This is a genomic window from Mesorhizobium sp. B4-1-1 (genome assembly GCF_006439375.1).
Classification (GTDB): Bacteria; Pseudomonadota; Alphaproteobacteria; order Rhizobiales; family Rhizobiaceae; genus Mesorhizobium.
Genome location: NZ_VFTH01000022.1, coordinates 1 through 26,104, shown reverse-complemented (window position 1 = coordinate 26,104; position 26,104 = coordinate 1). Strand labels below are relative to the sequence as shown.

The following is a 26,104-nucleotide window of genomic DNA, read 5'->3' as shown; positions in this document are numbered from 1 at the left end:
ATGCCCTGTCGGGGCTGACTTTTTCTGGGCATATCGCGACCCGATTGAAGGAGAGGCGCACGGACATGGCGCCCCGCGCAGACGCGAGTGTTTCGCGAGCATTAGCGATTCTGCAAGTCGCAGCCGCCGAGAGTTGTGCGCCGGGTGCAGCGGTTGATGGACCGAAGCGGCTTCCGGCGCGCATTGGTGGAACGATCAACGGTTGGTGAAGCAGCGTTCATTTGATTTCTCGGGCAAAATATGCTGCTTCTCGCGCCCATGAAAAAGCTCTGCCTGATGGTTCTGGCGTCGCTGACGCCGGTCTTGCCGGCCAAGGCGATGGACAATGCGTTGCGCGCCGGCCTGATGAAACTCGACCCGCAGACTCGCCTCGAGCAGCGCTGTGACGCCGAAGTGCTCGACCGTATCAGTCGCGACGACCGCAACTACAAGGCCGACCGCGTCGTGGCCTACGCCTTCGCCTCGCCGCAAATGAGCGCCGATGCCATCAAGAGCTCGGGCGCCGCCTTCCGCAGCAAGGGTCAATGGTACCGGCTGAAGTTCAAATGTCAGACCGCGCCGGACCATATGGAAGTGCTGCAGTTCCGCTACAAGATCGGCGACGAAATCCCGGAGTCCGACTGGGCGAAATATAATCTCTACGACTAGTTTTCGGCGCTATCCGCCTGCCGGCGACCACCCGAAATCCTTGCGGCTTGCGTTGCCGGCGTTGTTTTCCGGCGATGTCCAAACCTGCGCCTTGACGCCGATGGGCCATGCCTTTAGGGCCGTCTCGGTAAGGGCTACGCTCATTTCAGGCAAGGATTTCTAGTCGATGGAAATATTCACTGCCGCAGGCCTTTCGGCTCTCCTCCAGGTCGTCGCAATCGATCTCGCGCTCGCGGGCGACAACGCGATTGTGATCGGCCTCGCGGCAGCCGGCCTTCCCGCGGATCAGCGCAAGCGCGCCATCCTGGTCGGCATCGCGGCAGCCACCGTCCTGCGCATAATCTTTGCCCTGATCACGCAATGGCTGCTGAGCATCGGCCCGATGCTGCTCATCGCTGGCGGGCTCCTGCTTCTGTGGGTCTGCTGGAAGATGTGGCGCGAACTGCGCGTCAGCCACGAGGATGAGCGCGACGCGACAGAAGCGCTGTCGAACGGCGACTACAACAAGGATGGCAGGATCGCTGGCAAAGCACCGCGCAAGACCTTCTCGCAAGCCGCCTGGCAGATCGTCATCGCCGACGTCTCGATGTCGCTCGACAACGTGCTCGCTGTCGCTGGCGCGGCCATGAAGCATCCCACCGTTCTGATCATCGGCCTGGTGCTTTCGATCGCGCTGATGGGCTTTGCCGCATCCTTCGTCGCGCGCCTGCTGCACAGGTATCGCTGGATCGCCTATATCGGCCTGCTGATCATTCTCTACGTCGCGGTGAACATGCTTCTCGGAGGCGCCGTACAGCAGTTTCCCGACCATTTTGCCTTCCTGGCGCCGTGGTTCGGACCGGACGGCCACTGACGCCCTTTCAGGCGAGCGTTTGCCGCATCGCCTTTTTCCTGGCCGGCTGACAGGTTTGCTTCTCTGCCGAAGCGTGCTATTGCGCCGCGCGAAATGGCTCAAAGCCGCGCGCGTTGATCGATCTCCGGAGCCTGAGGCTCAATCCTCGATCTCGCTCTCATCTCTTGGAAAACAAAATTCATGTCCGCCCCACGCGTCAGTTTCGTCAGTCTTGGATGCCCGAAGGCGCTCGTCGATTCCGAGCGCATCATCACGCGGCTGCGTGCCGAGGGCTATGAGATCGCGCGCAAGCATGACGGCGCCGACCTCGTCGTGGTCAACACCTGCGGCTTCCTCGATTCCGCGCGCGACGAGTCGCTCAACGCCATCGGCTCGGCGCTGTCGGAGAACGGTCGCGTCATCGTCACAGGATGCCTCGGCGCCGAGCCGGAAGTCATCCGCGAAAAGCACCCCAATGTGTTGGCGATTACCGGCCCGCAGGCCTATGAGAGCGTGATGGCCGCGGTCCACGAGGCGGCCCCGCCCAGCCACGATCCCTATGTCGACCTGTTGCCACCGCAGGGCGTGAAGCTGACGCCGCGCCACTACGCCTATCTGAAGATTTCCGAGGGCTGCAACAACCGCTGCACCTTCTGCATCATCCCGGCGTTGCGCGGCGACCTCGTCTCGCGCCCGGCCGCGGATGTGCTGCGCGAAGCCGAAAAGCTCGCCAAGGCTGGCGTCAAGGAGATCCTCGTCATCTCGCAAGACACCAGCGCCTACGGCATCGATATCAAATACCAGACGTCGATGTTCGGCGATCGCGAGGTGCGGGCGAAATTCCTCGACCTCGCCGAGGAGCTCGGCAAGCTCGGCATCTGGATACGCATGCATTATGTGTATCCGTACCCGCATGTCGCCGACGTCATTCCGCTGATGGCGGAGGGAAAGATCCTTCCCTATCTCGACATCCCCTTCCAGCATGCCTCGCCGCAGGTGCTGAAGAACATGCGCCGTCCCGCGCATGGCGAAAAGACGCAGGACCGCATCCGCGGCTGGCGCGAGGTCTGCCCTGACCTCGCCATCCGCTCGACTTTCATCGTCGGTTTTCCCGGCGAGACCGAAGACGATTTCGAGATGCTGCTCGACTGGCTGGACGAAGCCAGGATCGACCGCGCCGGCTGTTTCAAATATGAGCCGGTCAAGGGTGCGCGCTCCAACGACCTCGGGCTGGAGCAGGTGCCGCAGGAGATCAAGGAAGCGCGCTGGCACCGTTTCATGCAGCGCCAGCAGAAAATCTCGGCAGCGCAGCTCGCCAGGAAGGTCGGCAAGCGCCTGCCGGTGTTGATCGACGAGGCGCATGGCACGTCCGGCAAAGGCCGCACCAAATACGACGCGCCGGAGATCGACGGCTCGGTGCACATCCAGTCGCGGCGGCCGCTGCGCGCCGGCGAGATCGTCACAGTCAAGATCGACCGCGCCGACGCGTATGACCTTTATGGCTCGGCGGTCTGACAGCCCACGCGAACCTTCGCAGTTTCACAGAAAAAGGGCGCCCGGGGCGCCCTTTTCGTTTCGGTTCCGCGGCTTGCCGCTTACTGCGGCAGCTTGTCGTCAATGCCCTTGACGTAGAAATTCATGCCGAGCAGCGTGCCGTCGTCGGCGACCTCGCCGTCCTTCAGCCAGGGCGATCCGTCCTGCTTGGCGACAGGTCCGGTGAAGGGGTTCCAGCCGCCGGCGATCTTCTTCTCGGTCGCCTCGGCCATCGCCTTCACATCGTCCGGCATGTTGGTGTAGGGCGCGAGCTTGACGGCGCCGTCCTTGATGCCGAGCCAGACATTGTCCGGCTTCCAGCTGCCGTCGAGCGCCGCCTGGACGCGGCTGATATAGTATGGACCCCATTCGTCGGTCAGCGAGGTCAGCTGCGCGTTCGGCGCGAACTTGATCATGTCGGACGACTGGCCGAAACCATGCAGCTTGCGCTCCTCGGCGACCTGCAGCGCGGCGGTCGAATCTGTGTGCTGGACGATGATGTCGGCGCCCTGGTCGAACAGCGCCTTGGCGGCATCGGCTTCCTTGCCCGGATCGAACCAGGAGTTCACCCACACGATCTTCACCTTGAAGTCGGGATTGATCGATTGGGCGCCGAGGATGAAGGAGTTGATGCCCATCACCACTTCCGGGATCGGGAAGGAAACGATGTAGCCGGCGAGGCCCTTTTTCGATTCTTTTGCCGCGATCTGGCCGAGCACATAGCGGCCTTCATAGAAGCGCGCATTGTAGATGCCGAGATTGTCGCCGGTCTTGAAGCCGGTGGCATGCTCGAACATCACCTTGGGAAACTTCTTGGCGACCTTCACCTCGGCATCCATGAAGCCGAAGGAAGTGCCGAAGATGATCTTGCAATTCTCGCGCGCCAGGCGCTCGAAAGCGCGGTCGGCGTCCGGGCCCTCCGAGACGTTTTCGAGATACGCGGTCTCGACCTTGTCGCCGAGCGCCTTCTCGACCTCGAGCCGGCCCTGGTCATGCTGGTAGGAGTAGCCGAAGTCGCCGATCGGACCCGTGTAGACCCAGCAGGCCTTGAGCTTGTCGGCGGCCTGGGCGGTTGCCGCCAGCGACAGGGCCGCGGCCGTGGTCATCAACGCAATAAGCAGTTTTTTCATTGTGTTACCTCTCTGAGTTAAGCCTTGGAGCTTCCCGTCTTTTTGTTGTTGTCAACGATCCGGAACAAATGGCTGCCCCAACGAAGCCGGCGTGTTCATCATCGTCAGCCGCTTGTTGCGCGAGATTAGAACGAGAACCACGACGGTTGCCAGATAGGGCAGCGAAGAAAGAAACTGCGAAGGCACCGGAATGCCAAAAGCCTGTGCATGAAGCTGGCCGATCCACACCGCGCCGAAGATATAGGCGCCCGCCAGCACCCGCCATGGGCGCCAGGAAGCGAACACCACCAGCGCCAGCGCGATCCAGCCACGGCCCGCGCTCATGTTCTCCACCCACTGCGGCGTGTAGACCAGCGACAGGTGGCCGCCGGCAAGGCCGGCGCAGGCGCCGCCGAAGATCACCGACAGGTAGCGATAGCGGATGACCTTGATGCCGAGCGCGTGCGCCGACGTATGGCTGTCGCCGATCGAGCGCAGCGTAAGCCCTGTGCGCGTCTTGAACAGGAACCACATGACGGCCGCAGTGAGCGCGATCGAGATGTAGAAGACCGGATCCTGACCGAAGATCAGCCTGCCGACGACCGGGATCGAGCTGATCCCCGGGATGTCGAGATTTGGCAATCTCACGCCCGGCTGGCCGACAAAGCTGGTGCCGATCATGCCCGAAAGGCCGAGACCGAGCAGCGTCAGCGACAGGCCGGTCGCCACCTGGTTTGTCGCGAGCGACAGCGTCATGACGGCGAACAGCAGCGAGAACAGCGCGCCGACGATGATAGCGGCAAGTAGGCCGAGCCACGGCGACCCGGTGAGGTAGCCGGCGCCGAAGCCGCCGACGGCGCCCATGATCATCATGCCCTCGACGCCGAGATTGAGCACACCGGAGCGCTCGACCACCAGCTCGCCGATCGCCGCGATCAAAAGCGGCGTCGCCGCGGTCGCAATGGTCAAAAGGATGTTGACGGCGATGTCCATCAGCGGGCCTCCTCGAGCTTGGGCGCCGCTTCGAGCTGCGCCGCGCCGTTCGGCTTCGTCAGCGCCATGCCGATCAGGCGAATGCGGTAATGGATGAGCGTGTCGCAGCCGAGCACAAAGAACAAAAGCATGCCCTGGAACACGCGCGCCACCTTGTCGGAAATGCCGAGGGCACTTTGAACCGCCTCGCCGCCCAGATAGGTCAGCGCCAGCACCAGGCCCGCGGCCACGATACCCAGCGGATTGAGCCGCCCGAGGAAGGCGACGATGATGGCGGTGAAGCCGTAGCCGGGCGATATCACCGGCTGCAACTGACCGATGGCGCCGGAGACTTCCGAGATGCCTGCAAGGCCGGCCAGCGCGCCGGACAGAAGGAAGGTGAAGAACACCATCCGGTTGAAGCCGAAGCCGGCAAAGCGCCCTGCCCTTGGGCTGGAGCCCATCACGCGCACCTCGAAACCCTTGAGCATGCGGCTCATCATCAGCCAGACCAGCACGGCGGCCACCAAGGCGAAGACGAAGCCCCAATTGGCGCGGCCGGCATCCGGCATCAGTTCGGGCAGCACGGCGGAATCGCCGAACTGGATCGTCTGCGGGAAACCATGACCTTGCGGATCGCGCCACGGACCGCGCACCAGCCAATCGAGGAAGAGCTGCGCGACATAGACCAGCATCAGGCTGGTCAGGATCTCGTTGGTGCTGAAGCGGGTCTTCAACAACGCCGGGATGGAGGCGTAGAACGCCCCGCCGACCATGCCGAGCAGAAGCATCAGCGGAATCACCAGCGGGCCTTCGAATTGCGGGAACAGCACCGGGATGATCGAGCCGAAGATCGCGCCGAAAATGAACTGGCCTTCGGCGCCGATGTTCCAGATGTTGGCCTTGTAGCAGACCGACAAGCCGACCGCGATCAGGATCAGGGGTGCTGCCTTGATCGCCAGCTCGTGCAACTGCCAGACTTGGCTGATCGGCTCGACGAAATAGATCTCGAAGGCATTGAGCGGATTGACGCCGAGCAAGGCGAACATGATGGCGCCGGCGATGATCGTCAGCGCGAAGGCGATGAAGGGCGACAGCATCGAGAACAGCGCCGAGCGCTGCGGGCGTTTGACGAGTTCGATGCGCATCATGCCACCTCCAGGCTGTGTTCGGCGTGGCCGGGCTCGGCGCCGCCCATCAACAGGCCGATCTTCTCGAACGTCGCTTCGGCGATCGGCAGCGGCACCGACAGTTCTCCGTTGTGCATGACGGCAATCGCATCCGACAGTTCGAACAATTCGTCGAGGTCCTGGCTGATGACGAGGACCGCCGAGCCGCTGCGGGCAAGCTCGATCAGTGCCTGGCGGATGTGGGCAGCTGCACCTGCATCGACGCCCCATGTCGGCTGGTTGACGATCATCACGCTCGGCTTGCGGTCGAGCTCGCGGCCGACGATGAATTTCTGCAGATTGCCGCCCGACAGCGCAGCCGCCTCCGGATCAGGCGCGCTCTTGCGCACGTCCATGGCCGTGATGATGCGCTGCGCGGCGCTGTACACCGCGCCGTTCTTGACCATGCCGCCTGAGCCGACGAAAGCCTTGCCGTCGGTGGCGTGACGCGAGAGCAGCAGGTTCTCCGAAAGCTTCATGCGCGGCGCCGCGCCATGGCCGAGGCGCTCTTCGGGCACGAAGGCGGCCCCCATCAGGCGGCGGCCGGTGATCGACAGGCCTCCGGCGTCCTTGCCGCGAATGCGCACTGAGCCGGCGTCCTGCTGCTGCACTTCGCCGGAAACGGATTCGAAGAACTCGCCCTGGCCGTTGCCGGCGACGCCGGCGATGCCGATCACTTCGCCGGCGCGCACGGTGAGGTTGATGTTCTTGAGCGGGATCGCGAAGGGCGTCGCCGGCTTGCGGCTGAGGCCGCGGATTTCCAGCAGCGCCGGCGCCGTTTCGATGCCTTCCGCCGGCGCGCGCACCACCGCCTTCACTTCGCTGCCGACCATCATGCGAGCGAGCGACGCGGCGGTCTCCTGGCGCGGGTTGCAATGGCCGACAACCTTGCCGTGGCGCAGCACCGTGGCGCGGTCGCAGATGCGTTTGACCTCTTCCAGCCGGTGCGAAATGTAGAGGATCGATTTGCCCTCCGAGCGCAGCCGCTCCAGCGTCTCGAACAACTTGTCGGCTTCCTGCGGCGTCAGCACCGAGGTCGGCTCGTCGAGGATGATGAGCTGCGGTGTTTGCAAGAGGCAGCGGATGATCTCGATGCGCTGGCGTTCGCCGACCGAGAGGTCTCCGACCAGCGAATCCGGATCGAGCGGCAGGCCGTAGCTGTAGGATAGCGCCCTTGCCTTCGCCGCGATGCTGCCGATCGGCGAACCGTCATTGAGCGAAAGCGCGATGTTCTCGGCCGCAGTGAGCGCTTCGAACAGCGAGAAATGCTGGAACACCATACCGATGCCGAGCTTCTTGGCCACGCCCGGGCTGGTGATCTTGACCGGCTTTCCGTCCCAGAAGATCTCGCCCGAGTTCGGCTCGAGCGATCCGAACAGCATCTTGACCAGCGTCGACTTGCCGGCGCCGTTCTCGCCGAGCAACGCGTGGATCTCGCCTTTTGCGATATTGAGATCGATGTGATCGCACGCCGTCAGCGTGCCGAAAATCTTGGTTAGACCACGAACCTCAAGCAGGTTCGCCCTGTCATGATTTGCACTCACAGTGCCTCCCATCCAGTTTCCTGGATATGTTCTGTGTTCCCGAAAGCATGGTATGCGCGGCCGGCTCCCATCGGAAAGCAGCACCCAACTTGAAAGAGCTTCAAGAATTTCAGCGGAAACTCAAGGGCTAAGATAGACCCATAGAGAACGACAGCAAATCAACAGCGCTTTTCGGGCAAGGCCCTGCCTTCGGGGACGGCAAGTCGCCGAAAAACAGGGCAGCCGGCTACAGCATGGCGCCGAAAAGTGCGAAGCAGTGAAACGCTCTAGGGAATGAGGACGGTCGTTCCCGTCGTCTTGCGGGCCTCGAGATCCGCTTGCGCCTTTGCCGCATCCTTCAGCGCATAGCGCTGGTTGATCTTGATCTCGACGGCGCCGCTCTTGACCACGTCGAAAAGCGCTTCGGCCGATTTCACCAGTTCCTCGCGTCCGGCGTTGTAGACGAACAGGGTCGGCCGGGTTGCGTAGATTGAGCCCTTCTGCGCCAGGAGCGACATCGAGAAAGGCGGGATCGGCCCGGACGACTGACCGAAACTCACGAACATGCCGAGCGGCCGCACGCAATCGAGCGATGCCGGAAAGGTGTCGGCGCCGACGGAATCGTAGACGACGTCGCATTTCTTCCCGCCCGTAAGCGCCGCGACGCCGGCGACGAAATCCTGCTCCTTGTAGTTGATGACGTGGTCGAAGCCATGCGCCCGCGCCAGTTCGATCTTGTCCGCCGAGCTCGCGGTGCCGATCACGGTCGCGCCGAGATGCTTTGCCCACTGCCCGAGGATGAGGCCGACGCCGCCGGCGGCCGCGTGATAGAGGATCGTGTCGCCGGCCTTGACGGGAAAGGTGCGGCGCAAGAGGTATTCGGCCGTCATGCCCTTCAGCATCATGGCCGCAGTCTGCTCGTCGCTGATGCCGTCCGGCACCTTGACCACACGGTCGGCGGCGATTACCCGCTTCTCGCAATAGGCGCCGACATTGACGGCATAGGCGATGCGGTCGCCGGGCTTCAGCCAGTCGACGCCGGTGCCGAGCGCCAGCACGACCCCTGCCGCCTCGCCGCCCGGGATCAGCGGAAAGCCGCCGGGTGGCGGGTAAAGCCCGGAGCGGTGGTAGACGTCGATGAAATTGAGGCCGATCGCCGTGTGCCGGATCAGGATCTGGCCTTCTCCCGGCTGGCCCGGATCGGCGTCTTCATAGGCCAGGACTTCGGGGCCGCCATTGGCGTGGATGCGGATTGCCTTGGACATCGCTCAACTCTCTGAAGGATACGTACACAATCTGAAACATGATCCCGAAAGGGAGAACCGGTTTTCGAAACGTGATGCGCCGATAGACGGCTGCGCCAGGATGACCATTCGACCAAAAATTATCCTGATCCAGGATCAGGACTTTTTGGTGCCCAGATTGGGAAACATCTGCATGACGCCTCCGATGCAGGCGAGATAGAGGCCGGTGATCGTGATGCCGATCTTGGTGAAGCTGCTGACCTGCTCTCCCAGCACGCCGATCTTGTCATAGAAGGCGGCAAGTGCTGCCTGCGCCAGCGCCAGCGCGCCGAAGGCGCACCATAGAAGCGTCATGCCGAGATTGACCGGCCTCAGCCGCACGACGCGCACCGGATGGATGAAGCTGATCGGCAGGAAGGTCAGGATGCCGGCGACCACCACCACGGCGAAAGACACCCATTGCCCGGGCTCTATGACGAAGAGCGTGAACACCACCATGTTCCAGACGACGGGGAACCCTTTGAAGAAGTTCTCCTTCGTCTTCATGCCGGTGTCCGCATAGTAGATCGCGCTGGAGACCACGATGATGGCCGCGGATAGGAAGGACAGGTTCTCGCCCATGAAGCCGCGCTGATAGAGCGCGAAGGCCGGTATGAGCACGTAAGTGACATAGTCGATGATGTTGTCGAGAAGTTCGCCCGACCAAGTCGGCAGGATCTCCTTGACCTCGAGCTTCCTGGCGATCGGGCCGTCGATACCGTCGACGAAAAGCGCCAGCCCCAGCCACCAGAACATCGCCGTCCAGCGTTCCTCGCTCGCCGCCACCAGCGACAGGAAGGCAAGGAATGATCCTGACGCCGTGAGCAGATGAACGGAGAACGCGCGCGCCTGCGGCCACGTCACCTTCTTCTTCGGCAGCGGAAGCCGCTCCGCGATCTTCTTGGCTGCCTTCCTGGCCGCTGTGTTCTTGCTCACGGTCCCCGCCAGTCCAGCTTGCAGATTTCGGCCGAGCGGCCGGCGAAATTCCAGTTGCGGCCGAAGGCCCGCATCTTGCTCTTGTCGGACTTCGCCACGATGATTTCCGGCGCGATCCAATATTCCGAATTGGTGATCACCGTATCCTTCTCGCGATCCTTGCCGGGAATTGGCGTCACCGCACCGTCTATGATCTTCGGTATCTGGAAGACGCGCGTCTTGTCGCGCGTCTCGTAGGTGATCGGTACCTGCTCGACGCCGAGGAATCTCCCGACGAGGATCGAAAGCAGCGATGTCGTGCCGCCGGCCTTGCCGGTGAATATCTTCGTCAATGCCTTCACCGCATAGACCGAGGCGCGCTTGTCGATGAACAGCCCGGCGCTCCAATTGCCGCGGCTCATATAGCCCGGGATTTCCATCACCAGCCCGAGATTGAGGCTCGACAGGTCGACGTCGCCGAAATGGCCCGCGTCGATGCGGAAGCCGGCCCAGGTCTGGCAATAGCCCTCGGTCGGCGGATGGCTGCCGAGCGACAGCACGCAGGGGCAGAAAACCGTGCAATTGCAGGAGAGTACCAACTCCCCTTTCATTGCCCAGCTTTGATCGCTCATCGAAATCTCCCCGTCACGCCGAAACTAATAGCAGGGCAGCCGCCCACACAAGCAGTATCGCACCGGCAACCCGGCTGACCACCCTGCCGGTAGTCTGTTTTTCGATCAGGGTGAACAGGCCGATCAACGCCATCCAGAAGACGTTGATCGCGCCGACGGCGAACATCACCAGCATCAGCGCCCAGCAGCAACCGAGGCACCAGACGCCCTGCTCCAGCCCCAAACGGAAGATGCGGGCTGGTTTCGCGCTCCAGTTGGCGAACAGGATTGAGAACGGGTTACGGCACTTTTCCAGGCATGCCTGTTTCAAGCCGCTGAACTGATAGAGGCCGGCGACGAGCAGCGCGGCGGCGCCGGCAATGCCGATGGCGGGATCGAGCATCCGGCCGGAACCGGCAAAGGTGTAGATCGCAAGCGTCAACAGCGTGAAGCCCACGGATGCGCCAAGCCACGTGGTAAGGTATCCGGCGACAAGCAACAGCGGATGAACGGCGGGTTCGCCCTTGATCCTCGCCGTGTCGGCGATTTCGCAATAGGTGCGGATCAGCGGCGCCGCCGAAGGCAGCATCGTTGCCACGGCCATCAGAAACCACATCAGCACCAGCGCCGGCGCCTGCAGACCGGACGGGCCGGCAAGCGGCGCGGGCGCGAGGCAAAGAGCGAAGAACCGGTCCAGAACACCCGGCAACGGCAGGCTCGGCAGATTCTTCAGCAGCATGTCGCCGGGGACGCCGGCGGGGCTGCTTTCAGCGCCGCGTATCGCCATCGCGCCGAGCAGGAGCCAGGCAAGAGCGACGCCCATACCGATCGTCAGCATGACAGCGCGGCGCGGGCTGCGCGCCACGCCCGCCGTCGCGCGGCCCGCCCGGTCGAGATGGCTGAAATCGTGCTGCTCACCACTCATGGCATTCGAATGGGCTGAATCGTCGCGTTGATCAAGCCGGCTGATCTGCCCTATATCCGCACAAAGGCCCGACGGGTCGCCTCGCATTGTGGAAGCTTGGCGTGGAGCACAACGACAAAGCCCGCATCCTGGTTGCCGGCAGCGGTCCGGCCGGCTTGATCGCGGCGCTCGGCTTTGCCGAGGCCGGTTTTGACGTGATGCTGGTCGGCCCCGAGGCCAACACCACCGACGGCCGCACCACCGCCCTGATGAATCCAGCGCTGAAGGTTCTCGACCGGCTGGGCATCCTTGCCGAACTGAGGCCGCAGGCCGCGCCGCTCAAGGTGATGCGCATCGTCGACGCAACCCGCCGGTTGATCCGAAGCCCGACCGTGACCTTTCGCGCCAGCGAGATCGGCGAGGAACAGTTCGGGCTCAATTTGCCGAACATGGTTCTGACCCCGATCCTCGCCAAGGCCGTGTCAGCCCATCGCGGCATCGAATGGCTGAAATCCATTGTCGAGTCATGGCGCCTCGGCGCCGATCAGGCCCGCGCCCGGCTGGCCGACGGCAGCGAAGTCTCTGCGTCCCTGGCGGTCGCCGCCGACGGTCGCCTGTCCCCGGCACGGGAAGCCGCCGGCATTCGCGCCTTCGCGCGGCCCTATCCGCAATCGGCGCTCGTGCTCAATTTCGGCCACCGCAGCGAGCATGGCTTCGTCTCGACGGAATTCCACACCGAAACGGGGCCATTCACGCAGGTGCCGCTGCCCGGCAGGCGCTCCAGCCTTGTCTGGGTGGTGAAGCCGGAAACGGCGCAGGAGCTTGCCGCGCTCGACGATGCAAGCCTGTCGGAGCGTGTCGAGGAGCAGATGCAGTCGATGCTCGGCCGCGTCTCGGTCGAGCCGGGTCGCCAAGTCTATCCCTTGTCGGCGGCCTCGCCCGGCCGCTTCGCGCAAAACCGCGTGGCGCTGGTCGGTGAGGCGGCGCATGTGTTTCCGCCGATCGGCGCCCAGGGCCTCAACCTCGGCATCAGGGATATCGACGATCTGATTGGAATCGCGAGTGAAAACAGCGGAGATCCCGGTGCACGCGGGCCCCTCGCCGCCTATGACACAAGACGTCGACCCGACATATGGGCGCGCAGCGGTGCGGTGAACCTGCTCAACATGTCGCTTCTGTCCGACATGCTGCCGGCGCAGCTGGCGCGCAGCGCCGGCCTTAACGCGCTGGGCGGCTCCGCGCCGCTGCGCGCGTTCTTCATGCGCGAGGGACTGCGGCCCGGCAGTGGTTTTCGCGCGATTGCCGGCGGCTTAAGGAAAGAGGTCGGCCGGTAGGATTCCGTGCCGGATCGCATAGAGCAACGCGGTCACCGTCACCACCGAAAAACATGTCGTGATCAGCACGCTGGCGGAAGCCCGCTGCACCCACACATCGTATTGCTGCGCGATCACGAAGACGTTGGTCGCCGTCGGCAGCGCCGCCAGCAGCATGGCGGAAAAGACCCAGGTGGGCGAAAAATTGCCGATCCAGCTCAGCACGACATAGCAAAGCAGCGGGTGGACGACCAGCTTCAGCCCGGCGATCAATGCCAGTTCGTGCGGCACGCGGTTGAGCGGCCTGAGCGCGAGCGTCACCCCCATCGCAAACAAGGCGCAAGGCGCGGCCGCGCGGGCAAGATAGTCGAGGAAGCGATCGACAGGCAGCGGCGGCCGGAATTCCACATAGGCGGCGGCGACGCCAAGGGCCGTCGCGATGATGAAGGGATGCAGCGCGATCTTCTTCACGACGCCGAACGCCAGTTGGAGCGGCGGCGCTTTCTCCTTGCCCGACAACGCCATCATCATCGGCGCGACGGTGAAATGCACGATGTTCTCGAAGCAGAAGATCAGCGCCACCGGCACCGCCGCCTGCTCGCCGAACGCCAGCAAAGCAAGGCCCGGCCCCATATAGCCGATGTTGCCGTAAGCGGCTGCAAGGGCGGTGATCGTCGCAGGCGCGATACCGCCGCGGGAAATGAAGACCGACCACGCGAACATCAGCGTGAAGATCGCGTAGGTGGCGATTAGCGAACCGAGGATGAAGCTCCACTCCGTCAACTGCTCGAACGGCGTCTTGGCGAGCAGCTGGAAGAACAAGGCCGGCAGCGCGACATAGACGATGAAAATGTTCATCCAGCCGAGCGCCTCCAGCGGCTGCCTGGTGATGCGCGCCACCAGGAAACCGACAAAGATCATGCCGAAGAATGGAAGAACGAGACCGATGATTTCAGACATTTTCGCTCGGGCGGGAAACTCCCATGCGGGCTAACCCGTCGCTTCGGCTAAGGTCAAGGAGTTCGGCTATTGAATTGCCGCAGCGTCTGCGCCAAATAGCACCAAGCCGAAAGTCGGGGTCGATTTTTGGCCGGGTGACGTGTAAATTCAAGGTCTTAGGCGCCTTGCGCGCAGCCACGACAGGCGCCTCGGAACCTAAGTGGTGAACGTGATGAAAACGGCCAAATTCTCGATCGGACAAGTGGTTCGCCATAGGCTGTTTCCGTTCCGCGGCGTGATCTTCGACGTCGATCCCGAATTCGCCAACACCGAGGAATGGTACGAGGCCATTCCCGCCGATGTGCGTCCGCGCAAGGACCAGCCTTTCTACCATCTTCTGGCGGAAAATTCGGAGACCGAATACATCGCCTATGTGTCCGAGCAGAACCTGCTCGAGGACCGGTCGGGCGAGCCGGTTCGGCATCCGCAGATCGGCGAAATGTTCGACAAACTGCCGGATGGCCGCTACGAGCCAAAGCGCCAGTCGAGGCACTGAGGCCAACGAATGTTGCCCATCGCGCGCGGCGCGGCGACAACAAAAAAGCGAGGCATTTGCCCCGCTTTTTTGTTTTCCGAGAAATACGCTTCCGGGATCAGTTCGCGGTCTTGGCCTTGTCCTGCTCGTCCTTGAGCTTCTTGGCGAAATCCTGATTGTTCTTGGCGACGAAGTCCTGCAGCTTCTTCTGCCGGTCCTCGATGTCCGACTGCTGCAGCGGCGGGCCGTCATAGGCGCCGCTGAAGCCGGTGAGCGCGATCTTGATCGGGTTCGGCTGGTTCTGGAAGTTGATCGACGTGAGCGTGATCCCCTGCCCCTTCTTGAAGGAAGCGACGAGCTGGTCGCTCAGCGGCACTTCCGCCACGCAGCGATCCGGGAAGCAGATCACATAATCGAGCTTCTGCGCCTTGCCGGCATCGATCTGGAGCGCAATGCCCGGAGGAACGAGGCGGCCGGTCGGAACCGTGACCTGGAAGACCTTGCGGTTCACCTTGCCCTTGAGCTCGATCAGGCTGACGCCGGTGACGAGCTGGCCGTTGCCGGCGGTGACGATGTTCTGCACATTGCAGATGTCGACGTCTTCCTGCTTGGTGCAGGCCTTGAACCAGCCCTGCGGGATCTGCGGCTGCTGTTGGGCCGAGGCGGTGAAAAGCCCGGCGCCCAGAACGCCGACCACGCCTGCGGCCAGCACCGAAAGGCGGTACGCGTTGATCGTCATATGGTGCACTTTCCTCTCAAATGATCCCGGGGACCGGCTTCTTCGTGCCGTGGTCCAGCTACCTGTTGCCCAAATGAGGCAACAGGATGACTTCGGAGCGCGTGTTACACTGCCAGCGGCATCGAATCCAGCCCGGTTTCCGCGATTTCTTCGCGGTTTCCTCTCTCGGGGGCGAGCATCGATCGGTGCCGGAGCGGCTGAACCCGATTCCCAATCGGGCGCCGATTCAATCGGGTAAGGAAATGCTCTAGGGTGCATAGCGAATCACAAAGCCGCCCGGCAAGGAGACGGTCATGGACCGCGTTCTCGTTCGGCTGATCGCCGCGACCTCGTTTCTGGCTCTCGCGCTCCTTCCGGCACAGTCGGAGCCGAAGCACGGCATTGCCATGCAGGGCGAGCCGGCGCTGCCGCCCGACTACCAGCATTTCGACTACGTCGATCCAGACGCGCCGAAAGGCGGAAGCGTCACCTATTGCGTCGTCGGCTCCTTCGACAACCTCAACCCCTTCATCCTGAAAAGCCTGCGCACCACGGCGCGCGGCATGATCGATATCGTTTACGGCAATCTCGTCTTCGAGCCGCTGATGCAGCGCAGCTATGACGAGCCCTTCAGTCTCTACGGGCTGCTTGCCGACAGCGCCGACATGGATCCTGAACGAAAGAGCATCGAGTTCCATCTCAACCCCGACGCAAAATGGTCGGACGGGCAGCCGGTGACTCCGGAGGACGTGCTGTTCACTTATGACGTCTTCACCGACAAGGGCCGCCCGCCTTACAGCGACCGCATGAGCATGATCGCCAAGCTGGAAAAGACCGGCGACCACAGTGTGAAATTCACCTTCAACGACAAGGCCAACCGCGAATTCCCGCTGATCGTCGCGCTGACGCCGATCGTCCCTAAGCACGCCTTCGACAAGGACACGTTCGACAGAACCACGCTGAAGCCATTGATCGGCAGCGGACCCTACACCGTCGACAAGGTGCTGCCGGGGCAGCGGATCGTCTTCAAGCGCAACCCGGACTATTGGGGCAAGGACATTCCGTCGAAACGCGGCTTCGACAATTTCGACCAGATCACCATCGAGTATTTTCTCAACGCCAACGCCAAGACGGAAGCATTCAAGAAAGGCATTTGCGCCCTCGATGACGAGGCCGATCCGGTCAAGCGCGAGCGCGACATCGACTTTCCAGCCTTCCGGCGAGGCGATGTGAAGGAAGAGTATTTCACCACCGGCATTCCCCCGGTGGTGACCGGCTTCCTGTTCAACACCAGGCTGCCGAAGTTCGCCAACCCGGTCGTGCGCCGCGCGCTGGGCACGCTCTATGACTTCGAGTGGGCGAATAAGAATCTGTTCGGCGGCAAGTTCAACCGCACCATGAGCTATTGGCAGAATTCGGACCTGTCCGCGCTTGGCCACCCGGCCGACGATCGCGAAAAGGCGCTGCTTGCCCCCTTCCCCGGCCGCGTGCCGCCCGATGTGATGGACGGCACCTGGCGCCCGCCCGTGACGGATGGTTCGGGCCAGGATCGCAAGGTGCTCAAAGCGGCCTTCGAATTGTTGAAGAGCGCCGGCTTCCGCGTGCAGGGCGGCAAGATGCTCGACCCGCTGGGAAACCCGTTCGGCTTCGAGATCCTGACCTCATCGCAGGACGAAGAGCGGCTGGCCGCTATCTACCAGCGCACGTTGGAGAAGATCGGTATCGACGTCGGCATCCGCAGCCTCGATGGCGACCAGATCCAGTCGCGCAAGCAGCGTTTCGACTTCGAGGTTCTGATCGGGACGAGCGGCTTCAGCAATTCGCTGTCGCCCGGCAGCGAGCAGCTCGGCCGTTGGGGATCGATCGCCGCGAAGACAGAAGGATCGTTCAATCTCGCCGGCGTCGCCGACCCGGCGATCGACGCCGCGATCGACGCCATGCTGAACGCCCGCACCAAGGAAGACTATGTCGCCGCGGTGCGTGTGCTCGACCGGCTGCTGATCTCGGGCAATTACCTGGTGCCGATGCAATACAACACGCAGCAATGGCTCGCTTACTGGAGTTATCTGGAACATCCGCAAAAGACCCCCATATTCGGCTATCAGCTGCCGACCTGGTGGCGAAAGTCCAACTGACGCAAGCCCAGCGACGATCGGAACCGAAAAGGAGACGAGCATGAGTGCCGAGAACTCCATCACTGTCGATGTCGTGTCCGATGTTGTCTGCCCCTGGTGCTTCATCGGCCAGAAGCGGCTGGACAAGGCCATTGCTGCTGCAAGCGACGTCGACGTGCATGTCAGCTGGCGGCCGTTCCAGCTCGATCCGACCATCCCGCCGGCGGGCATGGATCGCCGTCAATATATGCTCGGCAAGTTCGGCAGCGAGGAACGCGTCCAACAGATCCACGCGCGCATCGAGCCGCTCGGCGAGGCCGAGGGCATCCATTTTGCATTTGGCGCCATCAAGGTCGCGGCCAATACGCTTGACGCTCATCGCGTCATCCGCTGGGCGGGAGCCGCGGGTGAAGATGTGCAGAACCGACTGGTGCGCCGCCTCTTCCAGCTGAATTTCGAGGAAGGCGTGAACATCGGCGACCACGCCGTGCTGGCAAACGCCGCCGGCGAGGCCGGCATGGATGCGTCGGTGGTCGAAACGCTGCTGCCGACCGACGCCGATGTCGAGGCAGTCCGCAACGAGATCGCCACCGCTTCGCGCATGGGTATCACCGGCGTGCCCTGCTTCCTGCTCGAAGGCAAATACGCGGTGATGGGCGCGCAGGATGCCGACACGCTTGCCGACGCGATCCGCCAGGTGGCCCAGGCCAAGGCGCGAGGCGAGCTGGAAACCGCGAACTGAAGGCTCCTTCCGCACAATCGGGACGGAAGGCTGGGATTCTTGATCAGTGTCGCCGGCCCCTTCGGCCCAGGATTACGCTCACGTAGCTCGGCTCGACGCGCGAGCAGGAAAGCTCCGGCCCGCCATCCCGCGGCTGGTAGGTGCTGGTGCCGCCCTTCGGCGTATAAAATGCAGCCGATATTGCCGGACGGCGTGTTGAACTCGATCTGGCCCTCGGCGCTTGCCGGAATGCTCTGGTTGCCGGCATGCGCTGCCGACAGCAAATACCCGTGCAGGCATGTCATACCCCCCAGCAAGCCCACACCGACAAGGTTCGACCCGAGGAGCCGTGTTGTCAAATCATGCCCGTCCTGGCCGAACACGATCTGGTGAATCGCCTCGGACACGGCGCTGGGTTAGGACTGAGAGGGGTTTGGCTGATTTGAGGACGACATAAATGGCAGTCAGGCGTGGCGCATTGTTGCTGCTCTCCTTGCCTTTTGCCCTGGGGCTCCCATTGTCGTTGCAGCGCGTATCGGCCGAGGAAGCCGTTATGTCGGCGACCTTCGAAGGCAAACCCTGGACGGCGTCCTTTACCTTGGCCCAGACGATGCAGATGGGCGGCAAGCCGGTTTTGAACCTGTCGGGAACAGAACAGGGCTCGCCGACCATGACCTTCAATTCGATGCTGGTTTTGAAAGATCCGAACGACTTTGCCGGCACCTATCCGCTCAAGACCGGGTCATCCGCGAACAGCGCCAGCTTCAACGTTCTCGATTCCGGCGCCATGGTCGGCCATGTCCGCTTCGCCAGCGGCGAGATCGTCGTCGACAAATACGATCCCGCCGCGATGACCGTTTCCGGTCGTTTCAGCGCGTCGGGAAAAGACGAATCGGGCAAGCCCGAAGATCTCATTGACGGTAAGTTTTCGGGCATTCCGGTCACCGCCCAGTAGCCATCCCGGCGCGCGGATACCTCTTTTCCATTCACAAACCCGTGTTTTCCGCTTCCCCAAGGGAAGGTTGCCGCCGGCTGGCGCAATCGTCTTTAACGCGCTGGAATAAAAGACGAAATCGGCGTGGCTGGCGACCGCCCGGTACGGCCTCTCTGTTGCCATCGCGCCACGGCGGGTAACCCTGCTCACATTCCTCGGCAGAAAATTAATGGAAAATGATCAATTGGTGTTACCCTGTGTAACAAAACTAAGAAAGGTTTGGGCGGGATCGTGACTTGGGTCGGTAGACCGCAACGTACAGTACCGGAGCAAACATCCAGCGAGGCAAAGACCTCGTCCCTGACGCCGGTATCGTCGATGCGTACATTCTGGGGGCTGATGCGGGCTTACTGGTTCTCCGACCGTTGGAAGGAAGCCTGGACCCTCACCATCGTCATCGCGCTGCTGACGGCGTTGTCCAGCAAGGCCGGCGTCTGGTTTGCCGTGGCGTTGGGCGAATTGGGCAATTCGATCGCCTTCCTCCACGACGCCGCCAACACTCACCCGTTGCAGACCATCCTGACCAATGCCGGCATATTGGTGCTGCTGGTTGTGCTGAAGGATGCCTGCTTCACCGGCGTGCGCAATCTCGTTTCAACGACCTTGCACCGCAAATGGCGGGGCTGGCTGAACAACCAGTTCAACCAGGCCCTGCTCGACGGCAACCACACCCATTTCCATGCTCAGCACGGTTCGGTGGCCGGCGGCATCGTCGCTCCGGACAACATCGACCAGCGCATCCAGGAATCGATCAAGGACATGACCGGCGGCGCTATCGGGCTTGCCATGGGCGTGCTGGGCGTCGCGACTTCGCTCTATTTCATCGGTGAAAACCTGATTGGGTCCTCGGTCGAGGTCAAGGGTCTGGAATTCCTGGGCAGCTACGGCACCGCGGTGCTGGCTTTCCTTGCCGTCGCCATCTACGTGCCGCTGAACACCTGGATCGCGGTCAAGCTCGGGCGGCTGCTCGAGCGGCTCAATGTGCGCATGCAGCAGGCCGAGGGCAGCTACCGCAGCGAACTGACGACATTCCTGCGCCGCAGCTTCCACGTCGCCGCCTCGCATGGCGAGGGCGTGCAAAAGTCGATGCATGACAGGCTCTATGTAGACATCGACAAGACATGGGGACGGCTCAATGTCGTCAACACCAGCTACACGTCGTTCGAGCTGATCTACAATTTCGTCGGCGCCCGTATTGTTGCCTATTCGCCAGGCCTTGTGTCGTTCATCCACAACCGCCTCGACTACAAGGGCTACATCACCGGCTCCGAAATGGTCGCCCAGTTGATCAGCCAGTGCTCGTGGTTCATCCATGTGATGCCGGCGATCGCGACACTCAGAGCCAACAGCCAGCGTGTCACCGAACTCGCCAACGCCATCGAGAACGTCCAGCACCCGCGCGAATTCTATCAGCAGACCGGCCGCTCCGACTTCGGCTACGCCACCCAGAACCCGGTGTTCGGCCTGACCATCCAGAAGCTCGAGCTGGCGCATCAGGGCGAGGACGCGACGCCGTTTCTCAGCGCCGCCAATCTGCGCTTCCGCCGTGGCGAATGGACCTTCCTCAAGGGCGAGTCCGGCTGCGGCAAGACTTCGCTGATCAAGGCGATCAACGGCCTGTGGCCATATGGCCGCGGCACCATCGTCTTCCCAGAGGGCGTGACGAGTTTCTACGCCGCGCAGGAGGTGAAGCTGCAGCAGGTCTCGCTGAAGCAGCTCGTATGCCTGCCGGGTTCCGAGAACGACCATAGCGACACGCAGGTCGCGGCGGCCTTGCACAAGGCCGGCCTCGGCGACTTCATCGGGCACCTGGCCGACGAGAGCCGCGAGGGCAAGATCTGGGACCAGGTGCTTTCTGGCGGCCAGAAGCAGAAGCTGGTGGTCGCACGTATCATCCTGCAGCAGCCCGGACTTCTGTTCCTCGACGAAGCGACCGGCGCGCTCGATCCCGAAGGCAAGATCGCCTTCCACCAAGCGATCAAGGACAATTGCGCGAACGTCACCGTCATCAGCGTCATGCATGAGGCAGTGCCACCGCGCTCGCTTACGGGCGAGGATTTCTACCACAGCGTGGTCGCGATCGCGGACGGCGTCGCCACCAAGAAGCCGCTCGCTCCCAGCCTGCCGCGCGAGCTCACCACCATCCTCGCCCAGCCGCCGCGGCCGGCCGAGGACAAATGGCTGCGGTTCCGCCGGCTGAAGCAGAAATAGCAGTCAGGCCAAGCTTTTAACTGATTCCATGGCTTGGCTGCTGCGGCTGCCGATCACAGTCTCGCGATCCGACCTCCCCTCACCCGATTTCCGAGCTTTTGACAATTGACTCGGCAAAAAGCGCTCCTATGTTGCGCCCGCTCGCCAAATTCAAACTCGAACCCGGCGAGCAGAAAGGTCAATCCGCCCATGCCTGGCGACAGTCACAGTCGAACGCAACCGCCGTCCGCCCTGACGTGACCTGATGGCTCACGTCCTGCCGGACGGCAAGGAGTGAGCCATGAACGAATTCGCCCCCGTATTGGACGACGAAGCAACCGCCGTCGCCCGTGTTCTTGCCAACGATCACGTCGCCGACGTCGTCGAAGCCCTCAACCACGAACGTTGCGAGACGGCCATCGAGCTGCTTTGCGCCGTGCCGTTCGAGCGGCTGGTCGAGATTTTCGACCAGCCGGAGCTCGAAGCAGCGCCCGAGCTCGCCGAAGCCCTGCCCCGTCCCAAGGCAAGCAAGCTTTTGACCGCCATGTCGGTCGACCGCGCGGCCGACATTCTGCGCGAGTTGGATGAGCCGGCCCGCTCGGAGCTGCTCGGCGCCTTGGCCACGCCGCTGCGCGCGACGCTGCTATCCATCCTTGGCTATCCGGAAGGCAGTGCCGCCTCGATCATGACGACGGAATTCGTCAGCGTGCCTTCGGACTGGACCGTTGGGCGCACGCTCGACTACATCCGCAAGGTCGAGCGCACCCGCGAAACCATCTACGCCATCTACATCGTCGATCCGGAGACGCAGCTCCTGCTGCGTTCGACCGGACTGCGCCGGCTGATCACCGGCAACCCGGAGGATCCGATCCTGTCGGTAGCGCCCGATCGCGTGCCCGTGACGGTGACGCCGCTCACCGATCGCGAGAACCTGGCGCAGACGATCTCGAAATACGACCTGCTCGCCTTGCCGGTGGTCGACCACGGCAGGATCCTCGGCATCGTCACCGTCGACGACATCATCGACACGATGATCGAGGAGACGACTGAGGACGTGCATCGTTTCGGCGGCATGGAGGCGCTGGACGAGCCCTATATGAAGATGAGCTTCCTCGCCATGATTCAGAAGCGCGCCGGCTGGCTCTGCGCGCTGTTCCTCAGCGAGATGCTGACGGCCAACGCCATGCAGAGCTACGAGAGCGAGCTGGAAAAGGCGATCGTGCTGACGCTGTTCATCCCGCTTATCATGAGCTCCGGCGGCAACTCCGGCTCGCAGGCGACGTCGCTCGTCATCCGCGCGCTGGCGCTGCGCGAGATCGGGCTGCGCGACTGGTGGCGGGTGGCGCTGCGCGAGCTGCCGACCGGGGTGGTGCTCGGTTCGATCCTCGGCATTGTCGGCATCTGCCGCATCGCGCTCTGGCAGTATTTCGGCTTCTACGACTACGGTCCGCACTGGATGCTGATCGCGGCGACGGTGGGCGCGGCGCTGGTCGGCATCGTCACCTTCGGCTCGCTGTCGGGATCGATGCTGCCCTTCGCGCTGAAGCGCGTCGGCTTCGACCCGGCGAGCGCCTCGGCACCCTTCGTCGCCACGCTGGTCGACGTCACCGGGCTGGTGATCTACTTCTCGGTGGCGCTGGTGATCCTGCGCGGCACGCTGCTGTAGAAGACTCTACCGCCGCCGGTATCGCCGGCGGCGGGTTGTCTCCGTCATCCGGCTTGCCAGCCGTAGATCGCGTCGCGCAGCGCGTCCGGGAAAGCGCCCATCATGCCGGCGATCGCATCCCTGATCATTGCTGCCGCCGTCTCGGGGCGGTCTCCGCGCCGCAGCGCTTCGAGCAGCTTCAGGATATCGCCGAGGCCGGGCGGAAGATCGCGTGGGTTCGTTCGCCTCGCGGTCGGCGACCCCGGCTGCGCGGCCATAAAGAATCTTGCCGCGCCGGGCGACGACAACGACCGCGCCGACGATACGGCGCTCCTCGATCGCGCCATCCGCGACCTGATCGACGCGCCGGGCGAAATTGCGGTCTGGCGGCGCGGCGGTGGCGGACATTACGGGCTCCTTGAAATCCGGAATGACGGACCAGCTAAAATGTCAGACGCGTTCGCCGTTCTTCACGCGATAGGTCGGCTTGTACATCGTCACCAGTTCCTCGGCCGCGGTCGGATGCACGGCCATGGTGCGGTCGAAATCGTCCTTGGTCAGGCCCGCCTTCAGCGCAATGCCGAGAAGCTGCGCCATCTCGCCGGCGTCGGGCCCGAGAATATGCGCGCCGACCACCTTCCTGGACGCGCCGTCGACCACCAGCTTCATCAGCATCTTCTCGTCGCGGCCGGACAGCGTATGCCGCATCGGACGGAACGATGCGCGGTAGATCTCGACATCCGGATAGCGCTTGATCGCGTCGTCTTCCGAGAGGCCGACGGTGCCGATCTCCGGCTGCGAGAACACCGCCGTCGGTATGGTGTCGTGATCCGGCGCAGTCGGGTTGTCCTTGAAGGCCGTCTCGACGAAACACATCGCCTCGTGGATAGCGACCGGCGTCAGTTGCACGCGATGGGTTACGTCGCCGATCGCCCAGATGTTGTCGACATTGGTGCGCGAATATTGGTCGACCACGATCGCGCCCGTCTTGCTGAGTTCGATACCGACGCCCTCCAGGCCCATATTCTCGGTATTGGGGATACGCCCGATCGCCAGCATGACCTGGTCGACCGTCAGGGTTTGGCCGGAAGACAGCAGCACGTCGAGCCGACCCTCCGAGGTCCTGCGCACCCATTCCGAAATGGCGGGGCAGAGGATCTTGATGCCCTTCTTCTCCATGGTCTCGTGCAGCGAGCGGCGCAAATCCATGTCGAAGCGGCTGAGTATTTCCTGGCCGCGATAGACCAGCGTGGTGTCGACGCCAAGGCCATGGAAGATATTGGCGAATTCGACGGCGATGTAGCCGCCGCCCTCGATCATGATCGCCTTTGGCAGCTCCTTGAGATCGAAGGCCTCGTTGGAGAAGATGCAGTATTCGTGGCCTGACAGCGCCGGATGCGGCGCAGGCCGCCCACCAGTCGCGATCAGGATCTGGTCGGCGCTGACCGTGCGGTCCTCGGCAACCAGATAGATGCTGTGCTGGTCGACGACCACTGCACGTGAATGAAAGGTCTCGCCGCCGGAGCCCTCGACATTCCTCTTGTAGATCGCCTCAAGCCGCGCGATCTCCTTGTCCTTGTTGGCGACCAGCGTCTGCCAGTCGAAGCTTGCCTCGGGCACCGTCCAGCCATAGCCGGCGGCGTCGGCGAAATGCTCGGGAAATTGCGAGGCATAGACATAGAGCTTCTTCGGCACGCAGCCGCGGATGACGCAGGTGCCGCCGAAGCGGTATTCCTCCGCGACGGCGACGCGCTTGCCGAGAGCCGCCGCCACCCGGGCTGCCCTCACCCCGCCGGAGCCGCCGCCGATGACGAACAGATCATAGTCATAACCAGCCATCGCATGGGCTCCTGCGGATGAGAAAGACAGGTCACAGGTAGGCTGCAAAGCGGCAAAAGAAAAGCCCGGGCAAACCCGGGCTTTGTGGTCCAGCCGCCGTCGGCGGATTGACTGGGATCAGTTCTGCGAATCGTCCGCCGGGGCCGAATTGTCGGCGGGAGCCGAATTGTCCGCCGGAGCGGAACCATCGGCGGGCGCGGTGGCGTCCGGAGCCGGTGCTGCCGGCGCCGCGGCCTTGGCGGCGGCGGCGATCGTCTCGCCGACCTGCTGGGCGAGGTCGCGGGCGACGCCGTTCTGCCAGATCTCGGCAGCCTTCACGAGGTCGCGCGTCACCGCGGGACCGCTGTCCAGCAGCTTCTTGCCGGCTTCCGAGCTGTAGAAGGCGGCGATGTCGTTGAGCTCCTGCTCGGAGAACACCTTGGCATAGGCAAGTGCTGCTTCTTTTTCGAGATCGGCGCGCCGCGAGGCGAGGCTGAGCGCTTTCTCGGCCACGGTCTTGCCGATCAGCTCCTGCATGTCGGGGTTCTTCTGGATGAGCTGCGCCTCGAGCGCGCCGGCCGCCTGTGGCAGGATGTTGTCGAACGTGTCTGTGGCATGGATCGCCGCGACGGCCGCGCGCGCCGCCTTCAGATGCGATTCGCTGACATCCTGCGCAAACACCGGCGAAGACAGCGCAAGGGCGGCCGAGGCCGCCAGAAGCATCGAAAAACGGCGAACTCGTTTAGGCAACATCATGGTCGATAGAACTCCCTGGTTTCAGGCTGCATGGACGGTTTCGATACCGTCGCCGCCGGCGATGATGGCCGTTGACGCCAGCCCGATGAATAGACCGTGCTCGACAACGCCTGGAATGGCGAAGAGAGCATTCGACAGCGCTCTTGTATCCGGAATGCGGCCAAAAGATGCATCGAGGATAAAGTGGCCGCCGTCTGTAACAAATGGCTGGCCCCCCGTCATCCTCAATGTAACCGGGCCGGAAAGACCGAGCTCTGCCGCGGCGGTTCGAACCGCGATCTCGGTGGCGCGCAGGCCGAATTTGTTGACTTCGATCGGCAGTGGGAACCGGCCCAGCGTCCCGACCATCTTGGACTTGTCGGCGATGACGATCATGCGGTCGGATGCCGCCGCGACGATTTTCTCGCGCAGCAGTGCGCCGCCGCCGCCCTTGATCAGGGTCAGGTCCGGATCGACCTCGTCGGCGCCGTCGATGGTGAGGTCGAGCTCCGGCGTTTCTTCCAGTGTAGACAGCGGCACGCCGAGTTCGTGGCAGAGCGCCGCGGTACGCTCGGAAGTCGGCACGCCGATGACCTTGAGGCCGGTCGCAACCTTCTCGGCCAGCAGCCGCACGAATTCTTCCGCCGTGGTGCCGGTGCCGATGCCGAGCCGCATGCCGTCGCCGACATGGGCGAGCGCGGCCCGCGCGGCTTCGACCTTCAACTGCCTTGCATCCATGGGGAGCCCCGATTTCGCCGGTTTCGCGCGCCTCCTAGCATTTTTGCCTGTCCCGTCAAAGGGCCGCGCTGTGGACCGATCGAGGCTTCTTGCTTGAACCCGGCCCAACCTGTATCGGCTGCAGCAACGCAATTGCCGCAGGACC

General features: G+C 63.1%; 24 protein-coding genes. 10 read left to right on the top strand and 14 right to left on the bottom strand.

The genetic code is table 11. From position 1 onward, the window contains the following. The first annotated feature begins 240 nt into the window (after positions 1-240). The 3 genes from FJW10_RS24825 (at position 241) to rimO (ending at position 2,995) form a co-directional block, all read left to right on the top strand. Positions 241-648, top strand: coding sequence for a DUF930 domain-containing protein (locus FJW10_RS24825; protein WP_181177659.1), 408 nt, complete (start codon positions 241-243; stop codon positions 646-648). A 166-nt stretch (positions 649-814) separates the two neighbouring features. Continuing rightward, positions 815-1,501 (top strand): TerC family protein, encoded by a 687-nt coding sequence (locus FJW10_RS24820; RefSeq protein WP_140902027.1) that lies wholly within the window; start codon positions 815-817, stop codon positions 1,499-1,501. Between the two features lie 180 nt (positions 1,502-1,681). Beyond that, positions 1,682-2,995, top strand: coding sequence for a 30S ribosomal protein S12 methylthiotransferase RimO (gene rimO, locus FJW10_RS24815; protein ID WP_140902026.1), 1,314 nt, complete (start codon positions 1,682-1,684; stop codon positions 2,993-2,995). An 80-nt stretch (positions 2,996-3,075) separates the two neighbouring features. On the opposite strand, the gene FJW10_RS24810 is transcribed toward rimO, so the two are convergent. From FJW10_RS24810 to FJW10_RS24775, 8 genes are all read right to left on the bottom strand, one after another. Next, on the bottom strand, positions 3,076-4,143 hold the full coding sequence (locus tag FJW10_RS24810; RefSeq protein WP_140902025.1) for a BMP family ABC transporter substrate-binding protein: 1,068 nt from the start codon (positions 4,141-4,143) through the stop codon (positions 3,076-3,078). 51 nt (positions 4,144-4,194) lie between these two features. Continuing rightward, positions 4,195-5,115, bottom strand: coding sequence for an ABC transporter permease (locus FJW10_RS24805; RefSeq protein ID WP_140829891.1), 921 nt, complete (start codon positions 5,113-5,115; stop codon positions 4,195-4,197). Beyond that, positions 5,115-6,245 carry an ABC transporter permease gene (locus tag FJW10_RS24800; RefSeq protein WP_140902024.1) on the bottom strand — a complete coding sequence of 377 codons (1,131 nt, stop codon included), beginning with the start codon at positions 6,243-6,245 and terminating at the stop codon, positions 5,115-5,117. Before FJW10_RS24800 ends, FJW10_RS24805 begins: the two co-directional genes overlap by 1 nt. Next, positions 6,242-7,819 carry an ABC transporter ATP-binding protein gene (locus tag FJW10_RS24795; protein ID WP_181177658.1) on the bottom strand — a complete coding sequence of 526 codons (1,578 nt, stop codon included), beginning with the start codon at positions 7,817-7,819 and terminating at the stop codon, positions 6,242-6,244. Before FJW10_RS24795 ends, FJW10_RS24800 begins: the two co-directional genes overlap by 4 nt. Before the next feature lie 254 nt (positions 7,820-8,073). Then, complete coding sequence (locus tag FJW10_RS24790; RefSeq protein ID WP_140902022.1) at positions 8,074-9,051, bottom strand: quinone oxidoreductase; 978 nt, start codon at positions 9,049-9,051, stop codon at positions 8,074-8,076. Between the two features lie 135 nt (positions 9,052-9,186). Continuing rightward, positions 9,187-10,005, bottom strand: coding sequence for a phosphatidylcholine synthase (pcsA, locus tag FJW10_RS24785; RefSeq protein ID WP_181177657.1), 819 nt, complete (start codon positions 10,003-10,005; stop codon positions 9,187-9,189). Then, the gene (locus FJW10_RS24780) at positions 10,002-10,616 is read right to left on the bottom strand and encodes a DUF1326 domain-containing protein (protein ID WP_140829900.1); all 615 of its coding nucleotides are present in this window, start codon (positions 10,614-10,616) and stop codon (positions 10,002-10,004) included. The genes pcsA and FJW10_RS24780 overlap by 4 nt, the downstream gene beginning before the upstream one ends. Positions 10,617-10,629: 13 nt before the next feature. Then, complete coding sequence (locus FJW10_RS24775; RefSeq protein WP_140902021.1) at positions 10,630-11,520, bottom strand: DUF2182 domain-containing protein; 891 nt, start codon at positions 11,518-11,520, stop codon at positions 10,630-10,632. A gap of 101 nt (positions 11,521-11,621) precedes the next feature. Between FJW10_RS24775 and FJW10_RS24770 the strand changes: the two genes are divergently transcribed. Further along, complete coding sequence (locus FJW10_RS24770) at positions 11,622-12,833, top strand: UbiH/UbiF family hydroxylase (RefSeq protein ID WP_140902020.1); 1,212 nt, start codon at positions 11,622-11,624, stop codon at positions 12,831-12,833. On the opposite strand, the gene FJW10_RS24765 is transcribed toward FJW10_RS24770, so the two are convergent. Next, positions 12,810-13,772, bottom strand: coding sequence for an AEC family transporter (locus FJW10_RS24765; RefSeq protein ID WP_140902019.1), 963 nt, complete (start codon positions 13,770-13,772; stop codon positions 12,810-12,812). The two genes, FJW10_RS24770 and FJW10_RS24765, sit on opposite strands and share 24 nt — an antisense overlap. A gap of 211 nt (positions 13,773-13,983) precedes the next feature. Between FJW10_RS24765 and hspQ the strand changes: the two genes are divergently transcribed. Continuing rightward, on the top strand, positions 13,984-14,307 hold the full coding sequence (gene hspQ / locus FJW10_RS24760) for a heat shock protein HspQ (protein ID WP_181177656.1): 324 nt from the start codon (positions 13,984-13,986) through the stop codon (positions 14,305-14,307). A 97-nt stretch (positions 14,308-14,404) separates the two neighbouring features. Here the strand turns inward: hspQ and FJW10_RS24755 are convergent, their stop codons facing one another. Beyond that, positions 14,405-15,025 carry an invasion associated locus B family protein gene (locus tag FJW10_RS24755; protein WP_095765425.1) on the bottom strand — a complete coding sequence of 207 codons (621 nt, stop codon included), beginning with the start codon at positions 15,023-15,025 and terminating at the stop codon, positions 14,405-14,407. 293 nt (positions 15,026-15,318) lie between these two features. Here FJW10_RS24755 and FJW10_RS24750 point away from each other — a divergent pair, with 293 nt between their 5' ends. From FJW10_RS24750 to mgtE, 5 genes are all read left to right on the top strand, one after another. Continuing rightward, entirely contained in the window at positions 15,319-17,139 is a 1,821-nt protein-coding gene (locus FJW10_RS24750) for an extracellular solute-binding protein (protein WP_140829911.1), read from the top strand. Between the two features lie 40 nt (positions 17,140-17,179). Then, entirely contained in the window at positions 17,180-17,860 is a 681-nt protein-coding gene (locus tag FJW10_RS24745; protein ID WP_140829914.1) for a DsbA family protein, read from the top strand. Between the two features lie 436 nt (positions 17,861-18,296). Beyond that, on the top strand, positions 18,297-18,794 hold the full coding sequence (locus FJW10_RS24735; RefSeq protein WP_140902018.1) for a DUF6252 family protein: 498 nt from the start codon (positions 18,297-18,299) through the stop codon (positions 18,792-18,794). A 357-nt stretch (positions 18,795-19,151) separates the two neighbouring features. Beyond that, the gene (locus tag FJW10_RS24730) at positions 19,152-21,044 is read left to right on the top strand and encodes an ABC transporter ATP-binding protein/permease (protein ID WP_181177655.1); all 1,893 of its coding nucleotides are present in this window, start codon (positions 19,152-19,154) and stop codon (positions 21,042-21,044) included. A gap of 280 nt (positions 21,045-21,324) precedes the next feature. Beyond that, positions 21,325-22,689 (top strand): magnesium transporter, encoded by a 1,365-nt coding sequence (gene mgtE / locus FJW10_RS24725; RefSeq protein WP_140902016.1) that lies wholly within the window; start codon positions 21,325-21,327, stop codon positions 22,687-22,689. Between the two features lie 44 nt (positions 22,690-22,733). Here mgtE and FJW10_RS30895 read toward each other — a convergent pair whose 3' ends face one another. The 4 genes from FJW10_RS30895 to rpiA form a co-directional block, all read right to left on the bottom strand. After that, a complete protein-coding gene (locus FJW10_RS30895) occupies positions 22,734-22,946 on the bottom strand; it encodes a hypothetical protein (RefSeq protein ID WP_246674367.1) in 213 nt (70 codons plus the stop codon). A 172-nt stretch (positions 22,947-23,118) separates the two neighbouring features. Then, positions 23,119-24,507: a glutathione-disulfide reductase gene (gene gor, locus FJW10_RS24715; RefSeq protein WP_140902014.1), complete on the bottom strand. Its 1,389-nt coding sequence runs from the start codon at positions 24,505-24,507 to the stop codon at positions 23,119-23,121. 117 nt (positions 24,508-24,624) lie between these two features. Then, on the bottom strand, positions 24,625-25,242 hold the full coding sequence (locus tag FJW10_RS24710; RefSeq protein WP_140829928.1) for a DUF2059 domain-containing protein: 618 nt from the start codon (positions 25,240-25,242) through the stop codon (positions 24,625-24,627). Positions 25,243-25,263: 21 nt separating this feature from the next. Next, a complete protein-coding gene (rpiA, locus tag FJW10_RS24705) occupies positions 25,264-25,959 on the bottom strand; it encodes a ribose-5-phosphate isomerase RpiA (RefSeq protein ID WP_140902013.1) in 696 nt (231 codons plus the stop codon). Positions 25,960-26,104 lie beyond the last annotated feature (145 nt).